The sequence below is a fragment of the Saccharothrix sp. NBAS 001 genome (genome assembly GCF_056640475.1).
In genome coordinates this window covers 4,374,911-4,396,180 of sequence record NZ_CM153251.1, presented here as the reverse complement: position 1 = coordinate 4,396,180, position 21,270 = coordinate 4,374,911, and the positions used below count along the sequence as shown (strand labels likewise).

Here is a 21,270-nt window from a genome sequence, read left to right as displayed (position 1 = left end):
ACCACAACCCGAGATCGAACCGGACCAACCGACACCACTTCGAGGGCAGGCTCTAGTCCCGGAGGTGACCGGCGATGATCGCGCACATGCCGGCCGCGGGCAACGGATCGGTCAAGCCGAAGTGCGCCGCGTCGATGTCGTACGCGATCAGGTCACCGTCGACGTGGGGCTGCCACAGTTCGGGTTGCGCCTCGGGGCTCTGGGTCGCGTTGAAGAACAGCGCGGTGCCGCGGTAGGTGGGCTGCGCGAACTCCTTGACCATCCGGCTGTGCTCGACCATGACGGTGGCGCCGTTCTCGACGATGGTCCGGCGGACCTCGTCATCCGCGGCGCCCGGCAGGTAGCCGTCCAGGAAGTCGCGCGTCTCGGTTCGATCGAGGTGCGCCTCCGCCCGCGCCGCGAACCAACTGCTCGGCACCGCGTCCATCAGCACCACGAGCGGGACCTCGTGTCCCCGGCGCTGGAGTTCGGCGCCGATCGCCTGGGCGATGGGTCCGCCGAGGGAGTGCCCCGCGAGCTGGAAGGGGCCGCTGGGCTGCACGGCCAGGATCTGCTCGGTGTAGTCGGCGACCATGGCGGCGAAGCTCGTCGGCAGCGGGGCTCCGTCGAAGCCGCGGGCCTGGATGCCGTACACCGGCCGGTCGCCGAGCCGGCCGGCCATGCCGAGGTAGGACCAGCACAGTCCGAAGCCGGGGTGGATGAACCACACCGGTGCCTTGCGGCCCCCGGTCCGGAGCGGGAGCACCACGCCGAACGGGTCGGTGTCGCCGGTGGCGGCGGAGTCGCCGGACAGGTGTGCGGCCAGTTCGGCCACGGTCGGTGCCTGGAACACCATGCGGATCGGCACCTCGACGCTCAGCACGGTGCGGATCCGGCTGATGACCTTCGTGGCGAGCAGGGAATGCCCGCCGAGGTCGAAGAAGTTGTCGTCGATGCCGACCCGCTCGACGCCGAGGAGCTGTGCGTACACCGCCGCCAGCAACTCCTCCCGCACGGTTCGCGGGGCGCGGTAGGCGGCGCTGCTGGTGAACTCCGGCGCGGGCAGCGCGGCGCGGTCCACCTTGCCGGTGGCGCCCAGCGGCATCTGCTCCAGGACTCCGAACGCGGACGGCACCATGTGGTCGGGCAACTGCGCGGCGACGAAGGCACGCAGCTCGTCCACGGTCGGTCCGGTGTCGTCGGCGGAGGTGATGTACGCGACCAACCGCTTGCCTGCCGTACTGTCCCGCGCGACCACCACGGCCTGCGCGACGCCGGGGTGGGTGGCCAGCACCGCCTCGACCTCGCCCGGTTCGACCCGATAGCCTCGGATCTTGACCTGGTTGTCGGCCCGGCCGTGGAAGTGCAGCAGGCCGTCCTCGGTCCAGCTCACCACGTCACCGGTGCGGTACATGCGCTCACCGGGCTCGCCGAAGGGGTTGGCCACGAACCGCTCGGCGGTCAGGTCGTTGCGACCCAGGTAGCCCCGGGCCAGCCGGTCCCCGCCGGTGTACAGCTCGCCGGCGACCCCCACCGGCACCGGTCGCAGCGCCGCGTCCAGCACGTACAGGCGCGTGTTGTCCATCGGGTGCCCGATCGGGACCAGCTCGCCGAGGCGCACGGTGTCGGTCATCGCGTAGTAGGAGGTGGCCGCGGTGGTCTCGGTCGGGCCGTAGCCGTTCACGACCGACAGACCCGGGCACGCGCCGAGCACCCGCTCCACGGCGGACGGGCTCACCACGTCGCCCGCGGTCCACACCTGGTGCGCTCCCGCGAACGCCTCGGGCCGCTCATCGGCGAACGCCATGAACAGACCCGCCGTCATGGCGAGACCGGTCACCCCGCGTTCGGCGATCTGGAGCGCGACACCGGCCGGGTCCAGTCGTCCGGGCGGCGAGATGACGATGGTGCCGCCGCGCAGCAGCGGAACCCACAGCTCGTAGGTGGAGGTGTCGAAGGCCTGGGTGTTGTGCATGAGCACGCGCTCGTGGTGGCTCCCGTCGAAGACCCGGTCGGCGACGAGGATCACCACGGCCTGCTGGGTGATGGCCACCCCCTTCGGGCGGCCGGTCGACCCGGAGGTGTACATCACGTAGGCGAGTTGGTCCGGCTGCACGGCCCGGGTCGCCGCGAGCGGCTCCGCCGGGGCGGCGGCGATCTCGTGCGCGGTGCCGGGCTCGTCCACGACCAGGAGCGGGCAGCTGATCCCCGGCAGCTCCGCCGCGATCGCCTCGGTGGTCACCAGCACCGCGGGCCCGGCGTCGGCCAGGATGTGGGCGAGCCGCTCCGCCGGGAAGTCCGAGTCGACGGGGAGGTAGAGGCCGCCCGCCTTCATCACGGCGACCGCGGCGACGACGTGCTCGGGCGTCCGCCGCAGCGCGAGCCCGACCACCGACTCCTGGACCACACCCCGCGCCACGAGGACCCTGGCCAGTCGGTTGGCCTGCTCGTCGAGTTCCCGGTAGGTGAGCGTGCCGGTCCCGAAGTCCACCGCGACGGCATCCGGGATCAGGCTCGCCCGCCGCTCGAACAGCTCGGCGATGGCGCCCTCGGGGAAGTCCGCGGCGAAGCTGTTGAAGCCGGTCAGCAACTGCTCCCGCTCGGCCGGTGACACGACGTCGACCGAGCGGACGGGCAGCTGCGGATCGTCCGCGATGTGGTGCAGGATCCGGCGCAGGCGCTCCGCGAGCCGGTGCGCGGTGCCCGCGTCGAACACGTGGTCGTGGTACCCCAGGGTCAGCCGCAGATCCGGGTCCGCCTCGGCGAGCAGCGCGAGCGGGTAGTGCACGTTCGCGGTGCCCTCGATACCCGTGATCGCGACTCCCGACCTGCGCTGCATCGCGTTGATCCCGTCGACATCGGCCGGGTAGGACTCGAACACCACCACCGAGTCGAAGAGCGTCCCGACACCGGTGGCCTGGTGGACATCGGTGAGCGCGAAGTGGTGGTGGTCCATCAGCGCCGCCTGACGCTCCTGGAGTTCCGGCAACAGCTCGGCGATCCGCTGTCCGGGCGTCATGACCACTCGGACGGGCAGGGTGTTGATGAACAGGCCCACCATCTCCTCCACGCCCGTCACCTGGGGCGGCCTGCCGGAGACGGTCGCGCCGAACACCACGTCCTGTCGCCCGGTCTGGCCTGCCAGGAGCATCGCCCACGCCCCCTGGACCAGGGTGTTGAGGGTGATGCCGAGCTGGGCCGCGCGCTGCGCCAACAGCCGCGCCACGTCCTGGTCGAGGTCGATGGGCACGGGCACCGACCGGCCGGTGGTCTGCGACCGCGCCTGCGGTGCCACCAGGGTCGGCTCGTCCACACCGGACAGCTCGGCCGCCCACGCCCCGGCCGCTCGCGCCCGGTCCTGGCGGGACATCCAGTCGAGGAACTCGCGGTACGGGCGCGCCCGGCTGAGCCGCCCGGCGTCCCCGGGGGTGGTGTAGAAGCGCAGCAGGTCGGCCAGCACGATGCCGCCGGACCAGCCGTCGTAGACGATGTGGTGGACGGTGAGCACCAGCTCGTGCCGCCCGGCCGCCCGCTTGACCAAGGTCAGCCGCAGCATCGGCGGAGCGGCCAGGTCGAAGTGGGTGGACTGGTCCGCGGCGAGGAACTCCCGCAGGGCCGCTTCCTGGTCCGCCTCGGGCAGGTCACCCCAGTCGAGGAACTGCCAGGGCAGCTCGACCCGCTCCAGCAGCACCTGCACCTGGTCGCCGGCGGACGTGGCGACGAACGCGGTGCGGAGGCTGTCGTAGCGGTCGAGCACGGCCTGACCGGCCGCGCGCATCCGTTCCGGCTCCACGTGCCCCGTGAGGTGGAACGTCAGTTGCACCTGGTAGGCGTCGAAGTCGGCGCCCGCCAGTTGGCTTTCGAACAGCAGGCCGGACTGCATCGACGTCAACGGCCAGACGTCCGTGACGCCCGGGTAGCGCTCCTCCCACGTGTCCAGGTCTCGCTGACGCGCCCGGACCAGCGGCACGTCGGAGGGGGTCAGCCCGCCCGCGGCGGGTGCCGTGGTGTGCCTGGCCAGCCCTTCCAGGGCGGCCCGCCACAGGTCCGCGAACTCCTGCACCTCCGCGCGGGTGAACAGCCCGGTGGGGTAGGCGATCCCGGCGCTGAGCCGCGCCCCCTGCGGGCCGTCGACGGTGTAGGCGGTGATGTCCAGTGCGGCCAGCGCGGGCGTGGTCGGCTCCACCGTGAGTTCGTCCAGGTCGGTGGAGATCGTCCAGCCCGTGGACGGGGTGGCCGGGCCGCCCGAGCCGAACCGGCCCAGGTAGTTGAACTGGACCTGGCCGTCCCCGGTCGCCGTGAGGTCCGCGGCGGTCGCCGGGTTGAGGAAGCGCAGCAGGCCGTAGCCGATGCCCTTGTCCGGGATGGGGTGGAGCTGCTCCTTGACCGCCTTGACGGCGCTTCCCGCGTGGCGACCGCCCGCGATGGCGTCGTCGAGGTCCAGGCCGCCGACGTCCAGCCGGACCGGGTGGACGCTGGTGAACCAGCCGACCGTGCGGGTGGTGTCGGTTACGGGCACCGCGGCCTCTTCCCGGCCGTGCCCTTCCCGGCGGATCAGGGCCGAGGGCTCGTCGACGCCCCGCGACCTCCGCCACGCGGTCACGGCGAGGGCCAGTGCCGTGAGCAGGCCTTCGTCGACCCCGCTGTGGAAGGCGGCGGGCAGCGTCGTGACGAGCGCGTCGGTGACCTGTGGATCCAGGTCGACGTGCACGGTGTCGATGGTGGCGCGCACGTCGACGGCCGGGTCGAGGGCACGCGCGCCCAGCAGCGGATCGGGGCCTTCCAGCACGTTGCGCCACATGGCGAGTTCGGCCACCCGCTCCGGTGCCGCCGCTGCCTCGACCAGCGCGTGCGCCCAGCGGCGCATCGTGGTGGGCACCTCGGCGAGCTGCGGCGTGCGGCCCGCCCGGACCCGGGCCCAGGCTTCGGCGAGATCGGGCAGGAGGATCCGCCAGGAGACGCTGTCGACCACGAGGTGGTGCAGGACGAGCACGAGCCGGCCGGAGCTGTGCGGGCCCGGGTCGCACCAGATGAAGCGCGCCACGTGGCCCGCTGCCGCGTCCAGCTCGCGAGCGGCGGCGGCGACCTCCGCCTTCGCCTGCCGCCGCCACTCGGGATCGTCCCAGTCGCCCGGGCAGGGCCGGTGGCGGACGAGTGCGGCCACGTCGACCGCGCCCGGTTCGGCGGTGGACAGGCCGGGCTCCCCGGCGCGGACCAGCAAGCGCGACCGCAGCATGTCGTGGTGGTCCACGACCGCCGCCAAGGTCGCCACCAGACCGGTCTCGTCGATCCCGGCGGGCAGGTCGACCACCATGGACATGACGAACCCGTCGAGGTCGCCGACGTGGTCGCTCATCTGCCGCATCACCGGCATCAGCGGCATCCAGCCGATGCCGCCGCCCGCGGGCTCGCGGCGGCGCGGTCCGCCGCGGTCGCCGACCGTCGCGGCTGCCGCGAGCGCGGCCACGGTCCGGTGCTTGAACATCAGTCGCGGCGTGAACCGGATGCCCTGCGCGCGGGCGCGGGAGACGACCTGGATGGAGCGGATGCTGTCGCCGCCGAGCGCGAAGAAGTCGTCGTCGACGCCGACCCGGTCCCGGCCGAGGATCTCGGCGTAGACGGCGGCGAGCCGCTGCTCCGCGTCGGTGCGGGGCGCGCGGTAGGTGCTGCCGGTGGTGTCCGGCTCGGGCAGCGCGGCCTTGTCGAGCTTTCCGTTCGCGGTCAGCGGCAGGCTTTCCAGGGGCACGAACAGCGCGGGCGTCATGAAGTCCGGCAGCTTCCCGGCGAGGAAGGTGCGCAGCGCGTCCGCGTCGAGCCCGCCGGCCGTCGCGGGCACCACGTAGCCGACCAGGCGCCGGTCGCCGGTCGCCGTCTCGCGGACGGTGACGACCGACTGGGCGACGTCCGGGTGGCCGTCCAGCGTGGCCGCGATCTCGCCGGGCTCGATGCGCATCCCGTTGATCTTGACCTGGTCGTCGCTGCGGCTGAGGTAGTGGAGCTGCCCGTCGGCGCCCTGCCGGACGATGTCGCCGGTGCGGTACATCCGGCTGCCCACGGGGCCGAGGGGGTCGGCGACGAAGCGTGCCGCCGTGAGCGCGGAGCGGTTGAGGTAGCCGCGAGCCAGGCTCGGACCCGAGATGTACAGCTCGCCCGGGATGCCCGGCGGGACGGGGGCGAGTCGCTCGTCGAGCACCCGCAACCGGTTGCCTGCCACGGCCGTGCCGATCGGCGTGTGGTTGCCGGTGAGGGGGGCGCTGACGGCGCCGCACACGGTGGTCTCGGTGGGCCCGTAGGCGTTGACGAAGCGACGTCCCGGAGACCACGCGGCGACCAGTGCGGGCGGGCACACCTCGCCGCCGACAGTGACGGTGCGCAGCTCGGTCAGGGCGCGCGGGGCGTCCTCCGGGAGCGCGGCGAGCACGCTGGGCGGCAGCATGACGTGGGTGATCCGGCGTTCGGCCAGGGTGCGGACCAGGTCGTCGCCGAGCACGCGCTGTTCGGGCGGCACCACGAGGCTCGCGCCAGTGGTGAGGGCCTGCACCAGCTCCCAGAACGCCGCGTCGAAGCTGGGCGCCGCGACCTGGAGGACCCGGGAGTCCGGGGTCAGCGCGAGGCGGTCCCGCGTGGTGTGGCTGAGCGCCGCCACGCCCGCGTGGGTCACGGTGACGCCCTTGGGCAGCCCGGTCGAACCGGAGGTGTAGATGACGTACGCCGGGTGGTCGGGGTGCGGGTCCCGGGCCGGGTCCGCGACCGGGTGCTCCTGCCAGGCCGACCGCACCTCGGGGGCGTCGACCGCCACCACCTCGGTGGTCAGGTCCGTCGGGAGTTCGGCGCCCGACGTGGTGAGCAGAACGGCCGGGGCGGCGTCGGCGAGCATGAACCGGACGCGGTCGGCCGGGTAGTCCAGGTCGACGGGCAGGTAGGCGGCGCCCGCCTTGAGCGTGCCCAGTGCCATCGCGACCTGGTCCGCGCCGCGCGGCACGGCCACCCCCACCGACTGCTCGGGTCCGATGCCCCGGGCGATCAGCCAGTGCGCGATCCGGTTCGCCCGTGCGTTCAGCTCCTCGTACGACCAGGCTTGATCGACCGACTCCACGGCGGGCGCGTACGGAGCCTGCCGCAGCCGCTCCCGGAACAGCCGGGGGAAGGTGGACACCGGCACCGCCGGTCCGGTCGCGTGCTCGGCGGCGCGCAGCCGCCCGTGCTCGTCGGCGGTGAGCAGGTCGGCGTCGCCGATGCGCTGCGCGGGGTCCGCGATCGCGGCGGTGAGGAGCCGTTCCCAGCGGGCGATCAGCGTCTCGATCGTGGCCGCGTCGAACAGCACGGTGGAGTACTCGGCGGCGATCTGGATCCCCGCCGGCGTGGTGCGGTCCGCGAAGGTCTCGCTCAGGCTCAGGGTGAGGTCGTAGCGGGACGTTCCGGTGCCGACACCGTCGCCGACGACCCGCAGCCCCGGCAGCGTGAAGTCGATGTCCTCGGTGTTCTGCAGCACCAGGGCGACCTGGAACAGGGGGTTGGCCGACGCCGACCGCGCCGGGTTGAGCTTCTCCACCAGGGCCTCGAACGGGATGTCCTGGTGGGTGTACGCGGCCAGGCTGGTCCGGCGCACCTGGCCGAGCAGCTCGGCGAAGGTCGGGTCGCCCGAGGTGTCGGTCCGCATCACCTGCACGTTGACGAACAGGCCGATCAGGTCGTTGAGGTTCTCGTCGACGCGGCCCGCGATACCACTGCCGAGGGCGATGTCGGTGCCGACGCCGAGCCGGGTCAGCAGCGCGGCCATCGTGGTCTGCAGCACCATGAACGGCGTGGTGCCGGTGCTCCTGGCGAGGTCGGCGACCCCCCGGTGCAGCGTCGCGGGCAGGGTGAACCGGAGCAGGTCCCCGCTGCGGTCGAGTTCGGTCGGGCGCGGCCGGTCGCCGGGGACGGTGACCGTCTCCGGGAGTCGGGCCAGTTGCTTCGACCAGTAGCGGTACTGCTTGCCGAACAGGCTGCCCGGATCGTCGCCGCCGCCGAGGAGGGCACGCTGCCACTGGGCGTAGTCGGCGTACTGCAACGGCAACGGCGCCCATCGCGGCGGCTCGTCGCGGACCCGGGCCGCGTAGGCCGTGGCCAGGTCCTTGGCCAGCGGTGTCGCGGACCAGCCGTCCGCCGCGATGTGGTGGAGCACCAGGACGAGGACGTGCTCATCCGGGCCGACGCCGAGCAGGACCGCTTTCAGCGGAATCTCGGCGGTGATGTCGAAGGGGTGGCGGGCCGCCGCGGCGACCGCCTCGGCCAGACCCGCCTCCCCGTCCACCGGCCGCGGCGTCAGGTCGACGCGGGCCTCCTCCGGCGCGAGGACGTGCTGGTAGGGGCGGCCGTCCTCCTCCCGGTAGACCGTGCGCAGGATCTCGTGCCGGGTGACGACGTCGTGCACCGACTCGTCGAGGGCCCGGACGTCCAGCCGGCCGGACAGCCGCAGGATGATCGGCATGTTGTAGGTCGGCGCGCGGCCCTCGAACTCGTGCAGGAACCACAGCCGCTGCTGGGCGAACGACAGCGGGAGCCGGTCCGGTCGCGGCGCCACCGGAACCAGCGGAGCCCGCGTGCCCGGGGCGACGTCCAGGTGCCGCACGAGCCCGGCCACGGTGGGGCTGGTGAACACGGCCCGCAGCTCCACCTCGACGCGCAGGGCGACGCGGATGCGGTTGACGAGCCTGGTCGCCAGGATCGAGTGCCCGCCGAGGGCGAAGAAGTCGTCGTCGATGCCGACCCGGTGCACGCCGAGCGTCTCGGCGAACAGCTCGCACAGCAGCTCTTCCTGAGCGGTGCGCGGGGCCTTGACGGCCGCCCCGCCGAAGACCGGTGCGGGCAGCGCCGCGCGGTCCAGCTTGCCGTTGGCGGCCAGCGGCATGGCGTCGACGGTGACCACGGCGGCGGGCACCAGGTGCGCGGGCAGGCGTTCCTGGAGGTAGCCGCGCAACGAGCCCGCCACCGCTTCGTCGGCCGAGCGCACCACGACGTAGGCGACCAGCTGCTTGGCCTCCGCGTGGTCCGCCGCGCCCCCGGCGTCCCGCACGACGACCACGGACTCGGCGACCTCGGGGTGCGCGGCCAGCGCGCGCTCGATCTCGGCCGGCTCGACGCGGATGCCGCGGATCTTGACCTGGTCGTCGTCCCGGCCGAGGTACTCAAGCTGCCCGTCGGCGGTCCAGCGGGCCAGATCGCCGGTGCGGTACGCGCGCGCCCCGGCCGGTCCGAACGGGTCGGCGACGAACCGCTCGGCGGTCAGCGCGGGCTGGTCGTGGTAGCCGCGGGCGATGTTCCCCGCGACGTACAGCTCGCCCGCCACCCCCGGCGGCACCGGCGCGAGGCCCGGCCCCAGGACGTAGGCGCGCATGTTCCCGAGCGGTGTCCCGATCGGGACACCGCTCCCGGCCTGCCCGGTCGGGACGGCGAACGTGGTGGCGTAGAACGACTCCGTCTGCCCGTAGGCGTTGATGACGCGAACGTCCGGCAGGACCGCGCGGATGCGGTTCACGAGCGTGCCGGGCAGCGCCTCACCGGCGAAGACGACGGTGGTCAGCCCGGAGATGGCCGCCGCCCGCTCGCCCAGCTCGGCGAACACCGACGGCACCGTGCTGATCACACCGGCCGACACGGTCTCGCGCTCGGCGAGCACGAGCGCGTCCCGCGCGATCTCGACGGTGCCGCCCTGCGCCAGCGGCGTGACGATCTCGAAGACGGAGACGTCGAAGTTGATCGACGCGGCCGCGAACACCTCGGTGCCCGCCGCCACGCCGACCCGCTCGGCGAGCCACGTCACCCCGTTGACCACGTTGGCGTGGCTGACGACGACCCCCTTCGGGGCGCCGGTGGAGCCGGACGTGAACATCACGTACGCGGCCTGCTGCGGTCGGAGCGCGTTCGACGGCCCGGCGTTCGACGGCTCCGCCGGGTCGGCGGTCGCGAGATCCAGCTCGTCGAGGAGCAGGACCGGGACGTCCGTCCCGGGGAGCGCCTCGACGGTGCCCGCGTCGGTGAGGACCAGCAGTGGCCGGGCGCCGGCGAGGATGTGGCCCAGGCGCGCGCCGGGGTACGCCGGGTCGATCGGCAGGTAGGCACCACCGGCCTTCAGGATGGCGAGGATGCCGGTGACCAGGTCGGCCGAGCGCGGCAACGCCAGGCCGACCACGGTCTCCGGACCCACGCCGTGCCCGGCCAGCGCGTCGGCGAGCCGGTTGGCGCGGGCGTCCAGCTCCGCGTAGGTGTGGGTGATGGCGCCGCACCGCACCGCGATCGTGTCCGGCGTCTTCGCCACTTGCCGCTCGAACAGGCCGGGGATGGTCAGCTTGGGCACTTCGGCGGCGGTGTCGTTGACCTCGACCAGGAACCTGGTGCGTTCCTCGGGCTCCAGCAGGTCCACGGCGTCGAGCTGGACCCACGGGTCGTCGGCCAGCTGGGCGAGGACCCGGCCGAGGCGCCGGGCGATGGCGTCCGTCTGCTCCGCGTCGAGCAGGTGGTGCTGGTACTGGAGGCTGAGCTTCAGGTGCGGCTCGGCGAAGGCCATCACGACCAGCGGGTAGTGCGTGCTGCTGAGCGGGCTGATCCCGGACACGCGGATCCCGGCAGCGGTGTACGCGTCGGCCAGCCCGACGCCGTCGATCGGGTAGGACTCGAAGACCACCAGGGTGTCGAACAGCGTGCGCAGTCCCGTGGCCTGGTGCAGGTCGAGCAGGCCGTGGTGGTGGTGGTCGAGCAGCGCGCTCTGCCGCTGCTGGAGGTCGCCGAGGATCGCGCCGAGCGACTGGCCGGGGGTGCACCGCACGCGGACCGGCAGGGTGTGGATGAACATGCCGACCATCTCGTCGACGCCCGCCACCTGGGGCGGACGCCCGGACACGGTCGCGCCGAACAGGACGTCCCGACGCCCGGTGAGACCTGCGAGCAGCACCGCCCACGCCCCCTGGACCAGGGTGTTGAGGGTCAGGCCCAGCTCGCTCGCGCGTCGGGAGAGCGCGCGGGACCGCTCCGCGGTGAGCGGCACCTCCACCTGGCCGACCCCGGCGGGTTCGCCCTCCGGTGCGGAGGCGCCGGGCACGAGGAGCGTGGGCTCGTCGACGCCGTCCAGTTCCCCGGCCCAGGCGCGGGTGGTCGCTTCGCGGTCCCGGGTGGCGAGCCAGGCGAGGAAGTCGCGGTAGGGGCGCACCCGGCGCAGGGCCGTGGCGTCCCCGGCGGAGCCGTACAGGCGGAGCAGGTCCTGCATGAGCAGGGGCACCGACCACCCGTCGAAGAGGACGTGGTGCGTCGTGAGGACCAGATCCCACTCGTCGGCCGCGAAGTTGATCAGCGACATGCGCACCAGCGGGGCGGTGGCCAGGTCGAAGGGTGCGCGGTCCTCCGCGAGGCACCGGTCCCGCCGGTCCGCGCGCCCGTCCTGCGCGAGCGGGCGGAGATCCAGCTCGCGCCACGGCAGTTCGACGCCGTCCTGGATGATCTGGACCCGGTCGCCGGCGTCGTCGAGGACGAACGCCGCCCGCAGGTTGGGATGGCGGTCGAGCAACGCCTGTCCGGCCGCGCGCATCCGCTGCGGCTCGACGGCACCTTCCAGGTGGAAGACGAGCTGCATCTGATAAGCGTCGAACGCCGCACCGGCCAGCTCGGTGTGGAACAGCAGCCCGCGTTGCATCGCGGTCAACGGCCAGATGTCGGTCAACCGCGGGTGCTGCTCCTTCCAGCGGTCGAGTTCGTCCTGGCGCACGGTGACCAGCGGCACGTCCGAGGGCGTGAGCCCGCCCGCGCCCCGTTGTGCGGAATGCCGCGCCAGACCGTGCAATGCGGTGCGCCACAGGTCGGCCAGCTCCTGGACGTCGGCACCGGTCAGCAGACCGGACGGGAACTCGAGTCGGGCGTCGAGGCGCGGGCCGTCGTCGGTGTCCGTGACGTACGCGGTGAGCGCCAGGGTGGCCAGGGCCCGCATGTCCCCGTCCAGCCCGGGTACGAGCATGGTGGTGCCCTCGACCTGGGCGAAACCCAGGCCGCGCAGCTCGTCGGGCATGTTGGCGGCACCGGTGTAGCGGCCGAGGTAGTTGAAGGTGATCTGCCCGTCGGGCAACTCCTGGAGGACCGCTTCGGTCTCGGGGTTGAGGTAGCGCAACATGCCGTAGCCGACGCCCTTGTCCGGAATGGCGCGCAGCTGCTCCTTGACGGCCTTGACCGCCGCTCCGGCGGCCGCATCGCCCGCGAGGGCCCGATCCAGGTCGATTCCGGCCACGTCGAGGCGGACCGGGTACATGCTGGTGAACCAGCCCACGGTGCGCGAGAGGTCGGCGCCGGGAACGACGGCGTCCTCCCGGCCGTGGCCCTCCAGGCGGACCAGCGCCGAGGACTCGCGGACGCCGCGCCGCTTCCGCCAGGTCGCGAGGGCCAGCGCCAGCGCGGTCAGCAGACCGTCGTCGACCCCGCAGCGGAAGGTGGCGGGCAGGGTGGTCAGCAGTGCCCGGGTGATCCCGGTCGGCAGTTCGAACTCGACGTGCTCGACCGTGGCCATGGTGTGCACGGCCGGATCGAACGGGACCGGGCCGAGGTCCGGGTCGGGGCCGGACACGATGCGCCGCCACAGCGGGAGTTCGGCCGCCCGCTCCGTGGTCGCGGCCTCGACGACTCCCCGCGCCCAGCGCCGGACGGAGGTCGTGACCTCGGGCAACTTCGGGGTCCGCCCGTCGCGGACCTGTTGCCAGGCGGCGGCGAGATCGGGCAGCAGGAGGCGCCAGGACACCCCGTCGACGGCGAAGTGGTGCAGCACGATGCTCAGCCGCCCAGGCGTGTCGGTGCCCGCGTCGAACCACACGAACCGTGCCAGTACACCGCCCGCGAGGTCCAGGTGGCGCACCGCGTCCTCAAGCTCCGTGGCCGCCTGCCGCCGCCAGGTCTCGCCCCAGCTGCCGTCGCTCACGACGCGCCGGACGAGCGCGTCCACGTCCATCGTGCCGGGCCCGGCCACCTCCAGCCCGACCTCGACGCCGGTGACCAGCCGGGCGCGCAGGATGTCGTGCCGGTCGAAGACCGCCGAGAGCGTCGCGACGAGCCCGTCCCGCCGCAGGCCCGCCGGCAGGTCGACCGTCATCGTCATGGTGAACCGGTCGATCCCGGTGCCGACCCCGCTGCCCAACGACATGAGGTAGCGGCCGATGGGCAGCAGCGGCATGAACCCGGTGCCGCCGTCCGCCGGCTCCGCGAGGATCGGGTCCGCCTGCTCGCCGAGTTCGGCGGACCGGGCGAGTTCGGCCACGGTGCGGCACTCGAAGATCTGTCGCGGGGTGACCACGACGCCGCGGGCCCTTGCCCGGGCAACGACCTGGATCGAGCGGATGCTGTCACCGCCGACGGCGAAGAAGTCGTCGTCGACGCCGACGTCGGGCAGGCCGAGGACGTCGGCGTAGACGTCGGCGAGCACCTCTTCGGCCGGGGTGTGCGGGGCGCGGTAGGCGGTGCCGCCGTAGTCCGGTCGCGGAAGTGCGGCGTAGTCGAGCTTCCCGTTGGGGGCCAACGGGAACCGGTCGAGCATGACGAACACGGACGGCACCATGAACTCGGGCAGCCTGGAGGAGGCGAACCTGCGCAGGTCGCGCGTGGAGACCGTCGCGGTCAGGTCGACGTTCAGGTCGCTCAGGGTGTCCACGGTGCCGAGCCCGGCGTCCCACCGGTCGGTCGGGACCACGTAGCCGACCAGGTGGGTCCGGTCGTGGTGGGTGCGGGCCGTCACGACGGCCTGCGCGACGGCCGGGTGGTCGGTCAGCACGGCTTCGACCTCGCCGGGTTCGATGCGGAACCCGCGGATCTTGAGCTGGGAGTCGTCGCGGCCGACGTACTCCAACTGCCCGTCCGCGCCCCAGCGGGCCATGTCGCCGGTGCGGTACATCCGCGCGCCTGCCCGCCCGTAGGGGTCGGCGACGAACCGTTCGGCGGTGAGCGCCTGCTTGCCGAGGTAGCCGCGCGCCACGTGCCCGGCCACGTACAACTCACCGACGACGCCCGGTGGCACCGGTTGCAGACCGGGCCCCAGCACGTAGGTGCGCATGTGCCCCAGTGCCGCACCGATCGGCGCACCCGCGGTGCCCGCCCAGTCGTCGTCGGCGGTGAACGCGGTGGCGTAGAACGACTCGGTCTGACCGTAGGCGTTGATCACCCGCGCCCCGGGAATCGCCTCGCGCACCCGCCGGACCAACCAGGCGGGCAACGCCTCACCGGCGAAGACCACGGCGTCGGCCTGGATCTTCGCGCCCATCTGGTCCAGCAGCTCGGCGAACACCGACGGCACCGAGCTGATCACCCCGCCGGACCAGCCACCGCGCTCGCCGATCACCGCGACGTCACGCACGACCTCGACGGTTCCCCCGGCGGCCAGGGTCGTGACGATCTCGAACACCGACACGTCGAAGTTGACCGAAGCGCCCGCCAGCGTCCTCGTCCCCGGGCCGATGCCGACGACCTCGGCCAGGCGCGACACCCCGTTCACGACGTCCCGGTGGGTGACGACCACACCCTTCGGGGTGCCGCTCGAACCGGACGTGTACATCACGTACGCCGCGTGCGCGGGGTCGGGCGGGACCGGCCGCGCCCCCGACCCGGCCGCGCCCGGATCGACGTCCTCGATCCGGAGCGTCGGCGCATCCGCCGCCGACAGCACGCCCGCGGAATCGGCGGTCGTCAGGATCAGCTCCGGGCGGGAATCGGCGAGGACGAGCGCCAGCCGCGCACTCGGATACCGCGGATCGATCGGCACGTAGGCGCCACCCGCGGCCAACACCCCGAGCAGGCCCACCACCAGGTCGACCGACCTCGGCAACGCCAGGCCCACCAGCGTTTCCGCGCCGACGCCGCGATCGACCAGCTCCTGCGCCAACCGCGCGACGCGCGCCGCCAGCTCGGCGTAGGTCAGCTCGACGTCGTCGCACACCACCGCCACCGCGTCCGGCGACGTCGCCACCCGGCGCTCGAACAACGCCGGGACGTTCGACGCGGAGCGCTCGTCGTCCGAGCGGGAGGAGCCCAGCACCAGCTCGCGCTCACCCGTCAGCAGCACGTCCGACAGCGCGACGGCCCGGGTCGGCGTGCCGACCAACTGCTCGACGAGGCGGAGGAGCCGAGCCAGCACCTGCTCGGCCGTGGACCGGTCGAACAGGTCGGTCGCGTACTCCAGGTGGATCGAGAGCCCCGGTTCGGTCGGGTCGTCGAGACAGGTGAACTCCAGGTCGAACTTGGCCACCGAGGTCCACAGCGGCGCGAAGTCGGCGTGCAGGCCACCCGGCAGCTCGAACCGGACCCTGGCTCCGGTCGACCAGCTGAACATGACCTGGAACAGCGGGTGGTAGGCGGTGGAGCGCTCGGGGTTGAGCGCCTCCACGAGCCGTTCGAAGGGCGCGTCCTGGTTGTCGTAGGCGGCCAGCGCCCGATCCCGCACCTGGTCGAGGACCTGGTGGAACGACGGGGTGCCCGACAGGTCGGTGCGCAGGACCCACGTGTTGACGAAGAAGCCGACGAGATCGGCGAGATCGGTGTCGCGACGGCCCGCGACGGTCGAACCGATCGCGACGTCGTCGCCCGCACCGAGGTGCTGCAGCAGGACGGAGAGGGCTGCCTGGAGCACCATGGGGGTGGACACCCCGGCGCGTTCGGCCAGCTCCTCGACCCGGGCGAGCAGGTCCCCGTCGAGGACGCCGTCGACGACGTCACCGCGGCGGCCGGCCACGGCGGGGCGGGGCCGGTCGGTCGGCAGGCGCACGGGCTGCGGCAGGCCGGACAGCGCGGCGCGCCAGTGGTCGAGCTGGTGCGACAGGACGCTGTCGGGATCGTCCTCGGCCCCGAGCAGCTCGCGCTGCCACAGCGTGTAGTCGACGTACTGGACGGGCAGTTCCGGCCAGTCCGGCGCCGCGCCGAGGAGCCGCGCGGTGTAGGCCGCGGCCAGGTCGCGCGCCAGCGGCCCGATGGACTCGCCATCGGCGGCGATGTGGTGGACCAGGAGCAGCAGGTGGTGTTCCCGGGCACCGGTGCGGAACACGGTGGCGCTGACCGGGATCTCCTCGGACAGCCGGAACGTGGCCCCGGACGCCTCGCGCACCGCGTCGTCGAGCCCGTCGGCGGGCACCTCGACCAGCGGGACGTCGAGGCGCACCTGCTCGACCGGGAGCACCTGCTGGGCGGGGACACCGTCGCCGTCCACCACGATGAGCGTGCGCAGGCTCTCGTGCCGCGCCACCAGGTCGCGCACCGAGGCGGTGAGCGCCTGGGTGTCCAGCTCACCCGTGAGCCGAACCAGGAACGGCACGTTGTACAGCGCGGACGGGCCCTCGAACCTGTCGATGAACCACAGGCGTCGCTGCGCGAAGGACAGCGGGATCATCACGTGGCGCTCCTGTTCATCCTGCGCAGACGCGGCTGGTCCGCAGGTCGTGCGTTCTTCACCGTGTGCGCCAGTTCGGCGATGTCCGCGGACTCGTAGACCTCGCGGATGAGCACCTGGACCCCGATCTCCTTGCCGATCCGGTTGGCGAGGCGGGTGGCCAGGAGCGAGTCGCCGCCCAGCGCGCGGAAGTTGTCGCTCAACCCGACCCGCTCGACCTGGAGCAGCTCGGCGATCAGCGCGCACAGCCGCTGCTCTTGTTCGGTGACGGGGGATACGTGGTCGCGCACCCCGGAACCCGGTTCCGGCAGCGCTGCGTGGTCGAGCTTTCCGTTGGGGGCCAGCGGAAGCCGATCCAGCGTCACGAACGCCGACGGCACCATGAAGTCCGGCAACCGACCCGAGGCGTACTCCCGGAGGTCGCCCAGCTCGTCGCCGCCGGTGGGGACGACATAGCCGATGAGCCGGGTGCGGTCGTGGTGGGTGCGTGCGGTGACGACGGCGTGGGCGATGCCGGGGTGGGCGGTGAGCACGGCTTCGACTTCGGCGGGCTCGACGCGGAATCCGCGGATCTTGGTCTGGGCGTCCTCGCGGCCCGCGTACTCCAGCTGTCCGTGGACGTTCCAGCGGGCGAGGTCGCCGGTGCGGTACATGCGGGCGCCGGTCGGCCCGTTGGGATCGGGGACGAACCGCTCCGCGGTGAGTCCGGGCCTGCGGTGGTAGCCGCGGGCGAGGTGGCCGCCGACGTACAGCTCTCCGACGACGCCGGGCGGGGTGGGCCGCAGGCCGGGCCCGAGGACGTAGGCGCGCATGGTCGGCAGGGGAGTGCCGATGGGTGCGCCCGCGGTGCCGGTCCACGTGTCGTGTGCGGTGAACGTGGTGGCGTAGAACGATTCGGTCTGGCCGTAGGCGTTGATCACCCGGGCGTCGGGGATCGCACCGCGGACGCGGTCGACCAGCCAGGCGGGTAGGGCTTCGCCCGCGAATACCACGGTGTCCGCGTGGATCTTCGCGCCGACCTGGTCGAGCAGTTCGGCGAAGACCGAGGGCACGGTGCTGATCACACCGCCGGACCAGCCGCCGCGTTCGCTGATCACCGTGATGTCGCGCACCACCTCGACGGTTCCGCCGGCGGCGAGCGTCGCGATGATCTCGAACACGGAGACGTCGAAGTTGACCGATGCGCCTGCCAGCACTCTCGAACCCGGGCCGATGCCGACGATCCCGGCCAGGTGCGAGATCCCGTTCACCACGTCGCGGTGGGTGATGATCACGCCTTTCGGGGTGCCGGTCGAACCCGACGTGTACATGACGTACGCCGCCCGTGCGGGATCCGGTGCGGTCGGCCTCGCCCGTGCTCCGGCCGTGCCGGGACCGGGACCGTTCCCGTCCACCAGCAGCGTCGGCGTATCCGTCGCGGGGAGGGCACCCGCGGCGTCGGTGCTGGTCAGGATCAGCTCGGGGCGGGCGTCGGCGAGGATGAAGGCCAGCCGGGCGCTGGGGTACCTCGGATCGATCGGCACGTAGGTGCCGCCCGCCGACAGGATGCCCAGCAGGCCGACGACCAGGTCCGCCGAGCGGGGCAGGGCCAGACCCACCAACGTCTCCGCGCCCACGCCGCGGTCGCCCAGCACCGCCGCCAACCTCCCGACCCGGGAAGTCAACTGCGCGTAGGTGAGTTCGACGTCGTCGACGACCACCGCCACGGCATCCGGCGACACCGCCGCCCGGCGTTCGACCAACTCCACGACATCCGGCCCGGGGAAGACCCCCGCCGAATCCCACTCGGGCCCGGTCGTCGAAGCGGTCGAAGAGTCGGTGGTGGATCCTTCGGTGAATCGCCGGTCGGGAGTACCCGTCATGGACTCTCCCGGTCGGCGATCGCTGTCGTCGCGCACGTCGGCTCCTCCAGGGCGCAGAATCCTGGAGATCGTCATCGCCCCGCCTTGTGTGGACCTTGGACTTCTCTTGGCGGAGCCCGACCTCCGGTTCGAAGGTCGCCCGCGACACGTGACGAGCAGTCGGTGGCTCCATTGTGGAGCAACAAGGTTCAGGCTAGTTCGGCTTAAGCCCGGCCGGTCATGCTCACTCCGCGCCGATCGTGCACAGGGAGCGGCCAAGGAAAGGACAACCGATGAGTGAACGGGCCGCGCACATCCTCGAAGAAGTCCGGAAGTACCACCAGGAGGTTACCGACGACACGAGGTTCATCCCCGGCGTCACGGAGATCTGGCCATCGGGTGCGGTGCTCGATGAGGAGGACCGGGCAGCCATCGTCGAGGCCGCCCTGGACATGCGGATCGCGGCCGGTCGGTCGTCGCGGGCGTTCGAGTCGGCGTTCGCCCGCACGATGCAGCGGCGCAAGGCGCACCTGACGAACTCCGGTTCCTCGGCGAACCTGCTCGCCGTCACCGCCCTCACCTCGCCCCAGCTGGGGGACCGCAGGCTCGTGCCCGGCGACGAGGTCATCACGGTGGCCGCGGGCTTCCCCACGACCGTCAACCCCATCCTGCAGAACGGTCTCGTCCCCGTCTTCGTGGACATCGACCTGCGCACCTACAACACCACCGCCGAACGCGTCGAGCAGGCCATCGGTCCGCGCACCCGGGCGATCATGATCGCGCACGCCCTCGGCAACCCCTTCGAGGTCGCCGAGGTGGCGCAGATCGCCGACGAGCACGACCTGATCCTGATCGAGGACTCCTGCGACGCGGTCGGCACCACGTACCAGGGCCGGCTCGTCGGCACCTTCGGCGAACTCGCCACGGTCAGCTTCTACCCGGCCCACCACCTCACCATGGGGGAGGGCGGTTGCGTGCTGACCTCGAACATGGTCCTGGCCCGCATCGTGGAGTCGCTGCGGGACTGGGGACGGGACTGCTGGTGCGAGCCCGGCGAGAGCGACACCTGCCGCAAGCGGTTCGGCTACCAGATGGGCACGCTGCCCGCGGGCTACGACCACAAGTACATCTTCTCCCACGTGGGCTACAACCTGAAGGCGACCGACATCCAGGCGGCGCTGGGCCTGTCGCAGCTCGACAAGCTCGAAGAGTTCGGCGCGGCGCGGCGGCGCAACTGGCGCCGGTTGCGCGAGGGCCTCGCGGACGTGCCGTGGCTGCTGCTGCCGGAGCCGACACCGGGCAGCGACCCGAGCTGGTTCGGTTTCATCATCACCGTCGACCCCGACGCGCCCATCCGGCGCACCGAACTCGTGAGCCACCTGGAGAGCCGCAAGATCGGCACGCGCAGGCTGTTCGGCGGGAACCTGACGCGCCAGCCCGCCTACGCGGGCGCCGAGTACCGGATCTCCGGCGAGCTGACCAACAGCGACATCGTCACCGAGCACACGTTCTGGGTCGGTGTCTACCCCGGCCTCACCGAAGAGATGATCGACTACATGATCTCGTCCATCACCGAGTTCGTGGGGAGCCACCGGTGACCGCGACCGACATTGCGCGCATACGGTCCCTCAAGGCCAGGGAGGACGCGGCGCTGGCCGACCTCGTCGCCCGGTCGGCGGCGGCGTCGGCGGGGGAGTCCGTCGCCGAGCTGCGCGACTGGCTGCACCGACGCCGCGAGGAGATCCCGTTCGGGGTGGACCGGATTCCGTTCGAGGAACTCGACGGCTGGTCGTTCACCCCGGAAACCGGGAACCTCGTCCACCGCAGCGGACGTTTCTTCACCGTGGAGGGGCTGCGCGTCAGCATCGGCGAGCAACCCGGCAGCGCCGAGTGGCTGCAGCCCATCATCGTCCAGCCGGAGGTCGGCATCCTGGGCATCCTGGCCCAGGAGTTCGACGGGGTGCTGCACTTCCTGATGCAGGCCAAGATGGAGCCGGGCAACCCGGAACCCGAGCTGCTGCAGCTCTCGCCGACCGTGCAGGCCACGTACAGCAACTACACCAAGGTCCACAAGGGTGGGGACGTCCGCTACCTGGAGTACTTCACCGACCCGTCCCAGGGCCGGATCCTGTCGGACGTGCTCCAGTCCGAGCACGGCGCGTGGTTCCACCGCAAGCGCAACCGCAACATGATCGTGCAGGCGACGGGACCGGTGCCCGACCACGAGGACTTCCGCTGGCTCACGCTCGGCCAGATCCACGAGCTGCTGCGCCACGACAACACGGTGAACCTGGACGCCCGCTCGGTGCTCGCCGGCCTGCGGCCGTCCCGGGCGTCGTACGCACTGCACTCCGACACGGAAGTGCTCTCCTGGCTCGCCGCACGGCGTTCGATGAGCCAGATCCGCAGCGAACGCATCCCCCTGGCCGACGTGCTGGGCTGGTCGCGCGGAACGTCCTCGGTCGTCCACGAGGAGAATCGCTACTTCCGCGTCGTGGCCCTGTCGGTGCGCGCGGGCAGCCGCGAGGTCAGCCAGTGGACCCAGCCGCTGATCGAACCCTGCGGGCAGGGCGTCGTCGCCTTCCTGACCCGCACCATCGAAGGCGTGCCGCACGTGCTGGTGCGTGCGCGCGCGGAGGGCGGCTTCGTCGACGCGGAGCTGGGCCCGACCGTCCAGTGCATCCCCGACAACTACGCGCACCTGCCGGTATCGGAGCGGCCGCCCTTCCTCGACGTGGTGACGAACGTCGACCCGGCCCGGATCCGCTACTCCGCGTTGCACTCGGAGGAAGGCGGGCGCTTCCTGGACGCGGTGAGCCGCTACCTCATCATCGACGCCGATGACGGTGACTCGCCGCTCGACGTGCCCCCCGACTTCCACTGGATCTCGCGTGACCAGCTGGCTTTGCTGACCCAGTACAGCCACTACGTCAGCATCCAGGCGCGAACGCTTCTGCTGTGCATGAACGCCCAGGGGTGACGCCAGGGCGGCAGGACGTCGTGGAACCGCTCGCACGCTGTTGCCTCAGCGCCGGCCCGTCGAACACCTGTTGCTGCTGAGCGCCCGTT

The 21,270-nt window shown here is 72.3% G+C and carries 4 protein-coding genes; 2 read left to right on the top strand and 2 right to left on the bottom strand.

Annotated features, from left to right (window positions below; genetic code table 11):
- Positions 1-52: 52 nt before the first annotated feature.
- Together AC0HI0_RS18145 and AC0HI0_RS18140 are read right to left on the bottom strand one after the other, a co-directional pair.
- The gene (locus tag AC0HI0_RS18145) at positions 53-16,360 is read right to left on the bottom strand and encodes an amino acid adenylation domain-containing protein (protein WP_480934321.1); all 16,308 of its coding nucleotides are present in this window, start codon (positions 16,358-16,360) and stop codon (positions 53-55) included.
- Complete coding sequence (locus tag AC0HI0_RS18140) at positions 16,360-18,108, bottom strand: non-ribosomal peptide synthetase (RefSeq protein WP_480933558.1); 1,749 nt, start codon at positions 18,106-18,108, stop codon at positions 16,360-16,362. Before AC0HI0_RS18140 ends, AC0HI0_RS18145 begins: the two co-directional genes overlap by 1 nt.
- Before the next feature lie 386 nt (positions 18,109-18,494).
- On the opposite strand from AC0HI0_RS18140, the gene rfbH reads away from it, so the two are divergent.
- Both rfbH and AC0HI0_RS18130 read left to right on the top strand, forming a co-directional pair.
- On the top strand, positions 18,495-19,799 hold the full coding sequence (gene rfbH / locus AC0HI0_RS18135) for a lipopolysaccharide biosynthesis protein RfbH (protein WP_480933557.1): 1,305 nt from the start codon (positions 18,495-18,497) through the stop codon (positions 19,797-19,799).
- Positions 19,796-21,181: an NDP-hexose 2,3-dehydratase family protein gene (locus AC0HI0_RS18130; protein ID WP_480933556.1), complete on the top strand. Its 1,386-nt coding sequence runs from the start codon at positions 19,796-19,798 to the stop codon at positions 21,179-21,181. Before rfbH ends, AC0HI0_RS18130 begins: the two co-directional genes overlap by 4 nt.
- Positions 21,182-21,270: the final 89 nt, after the last annotated feature.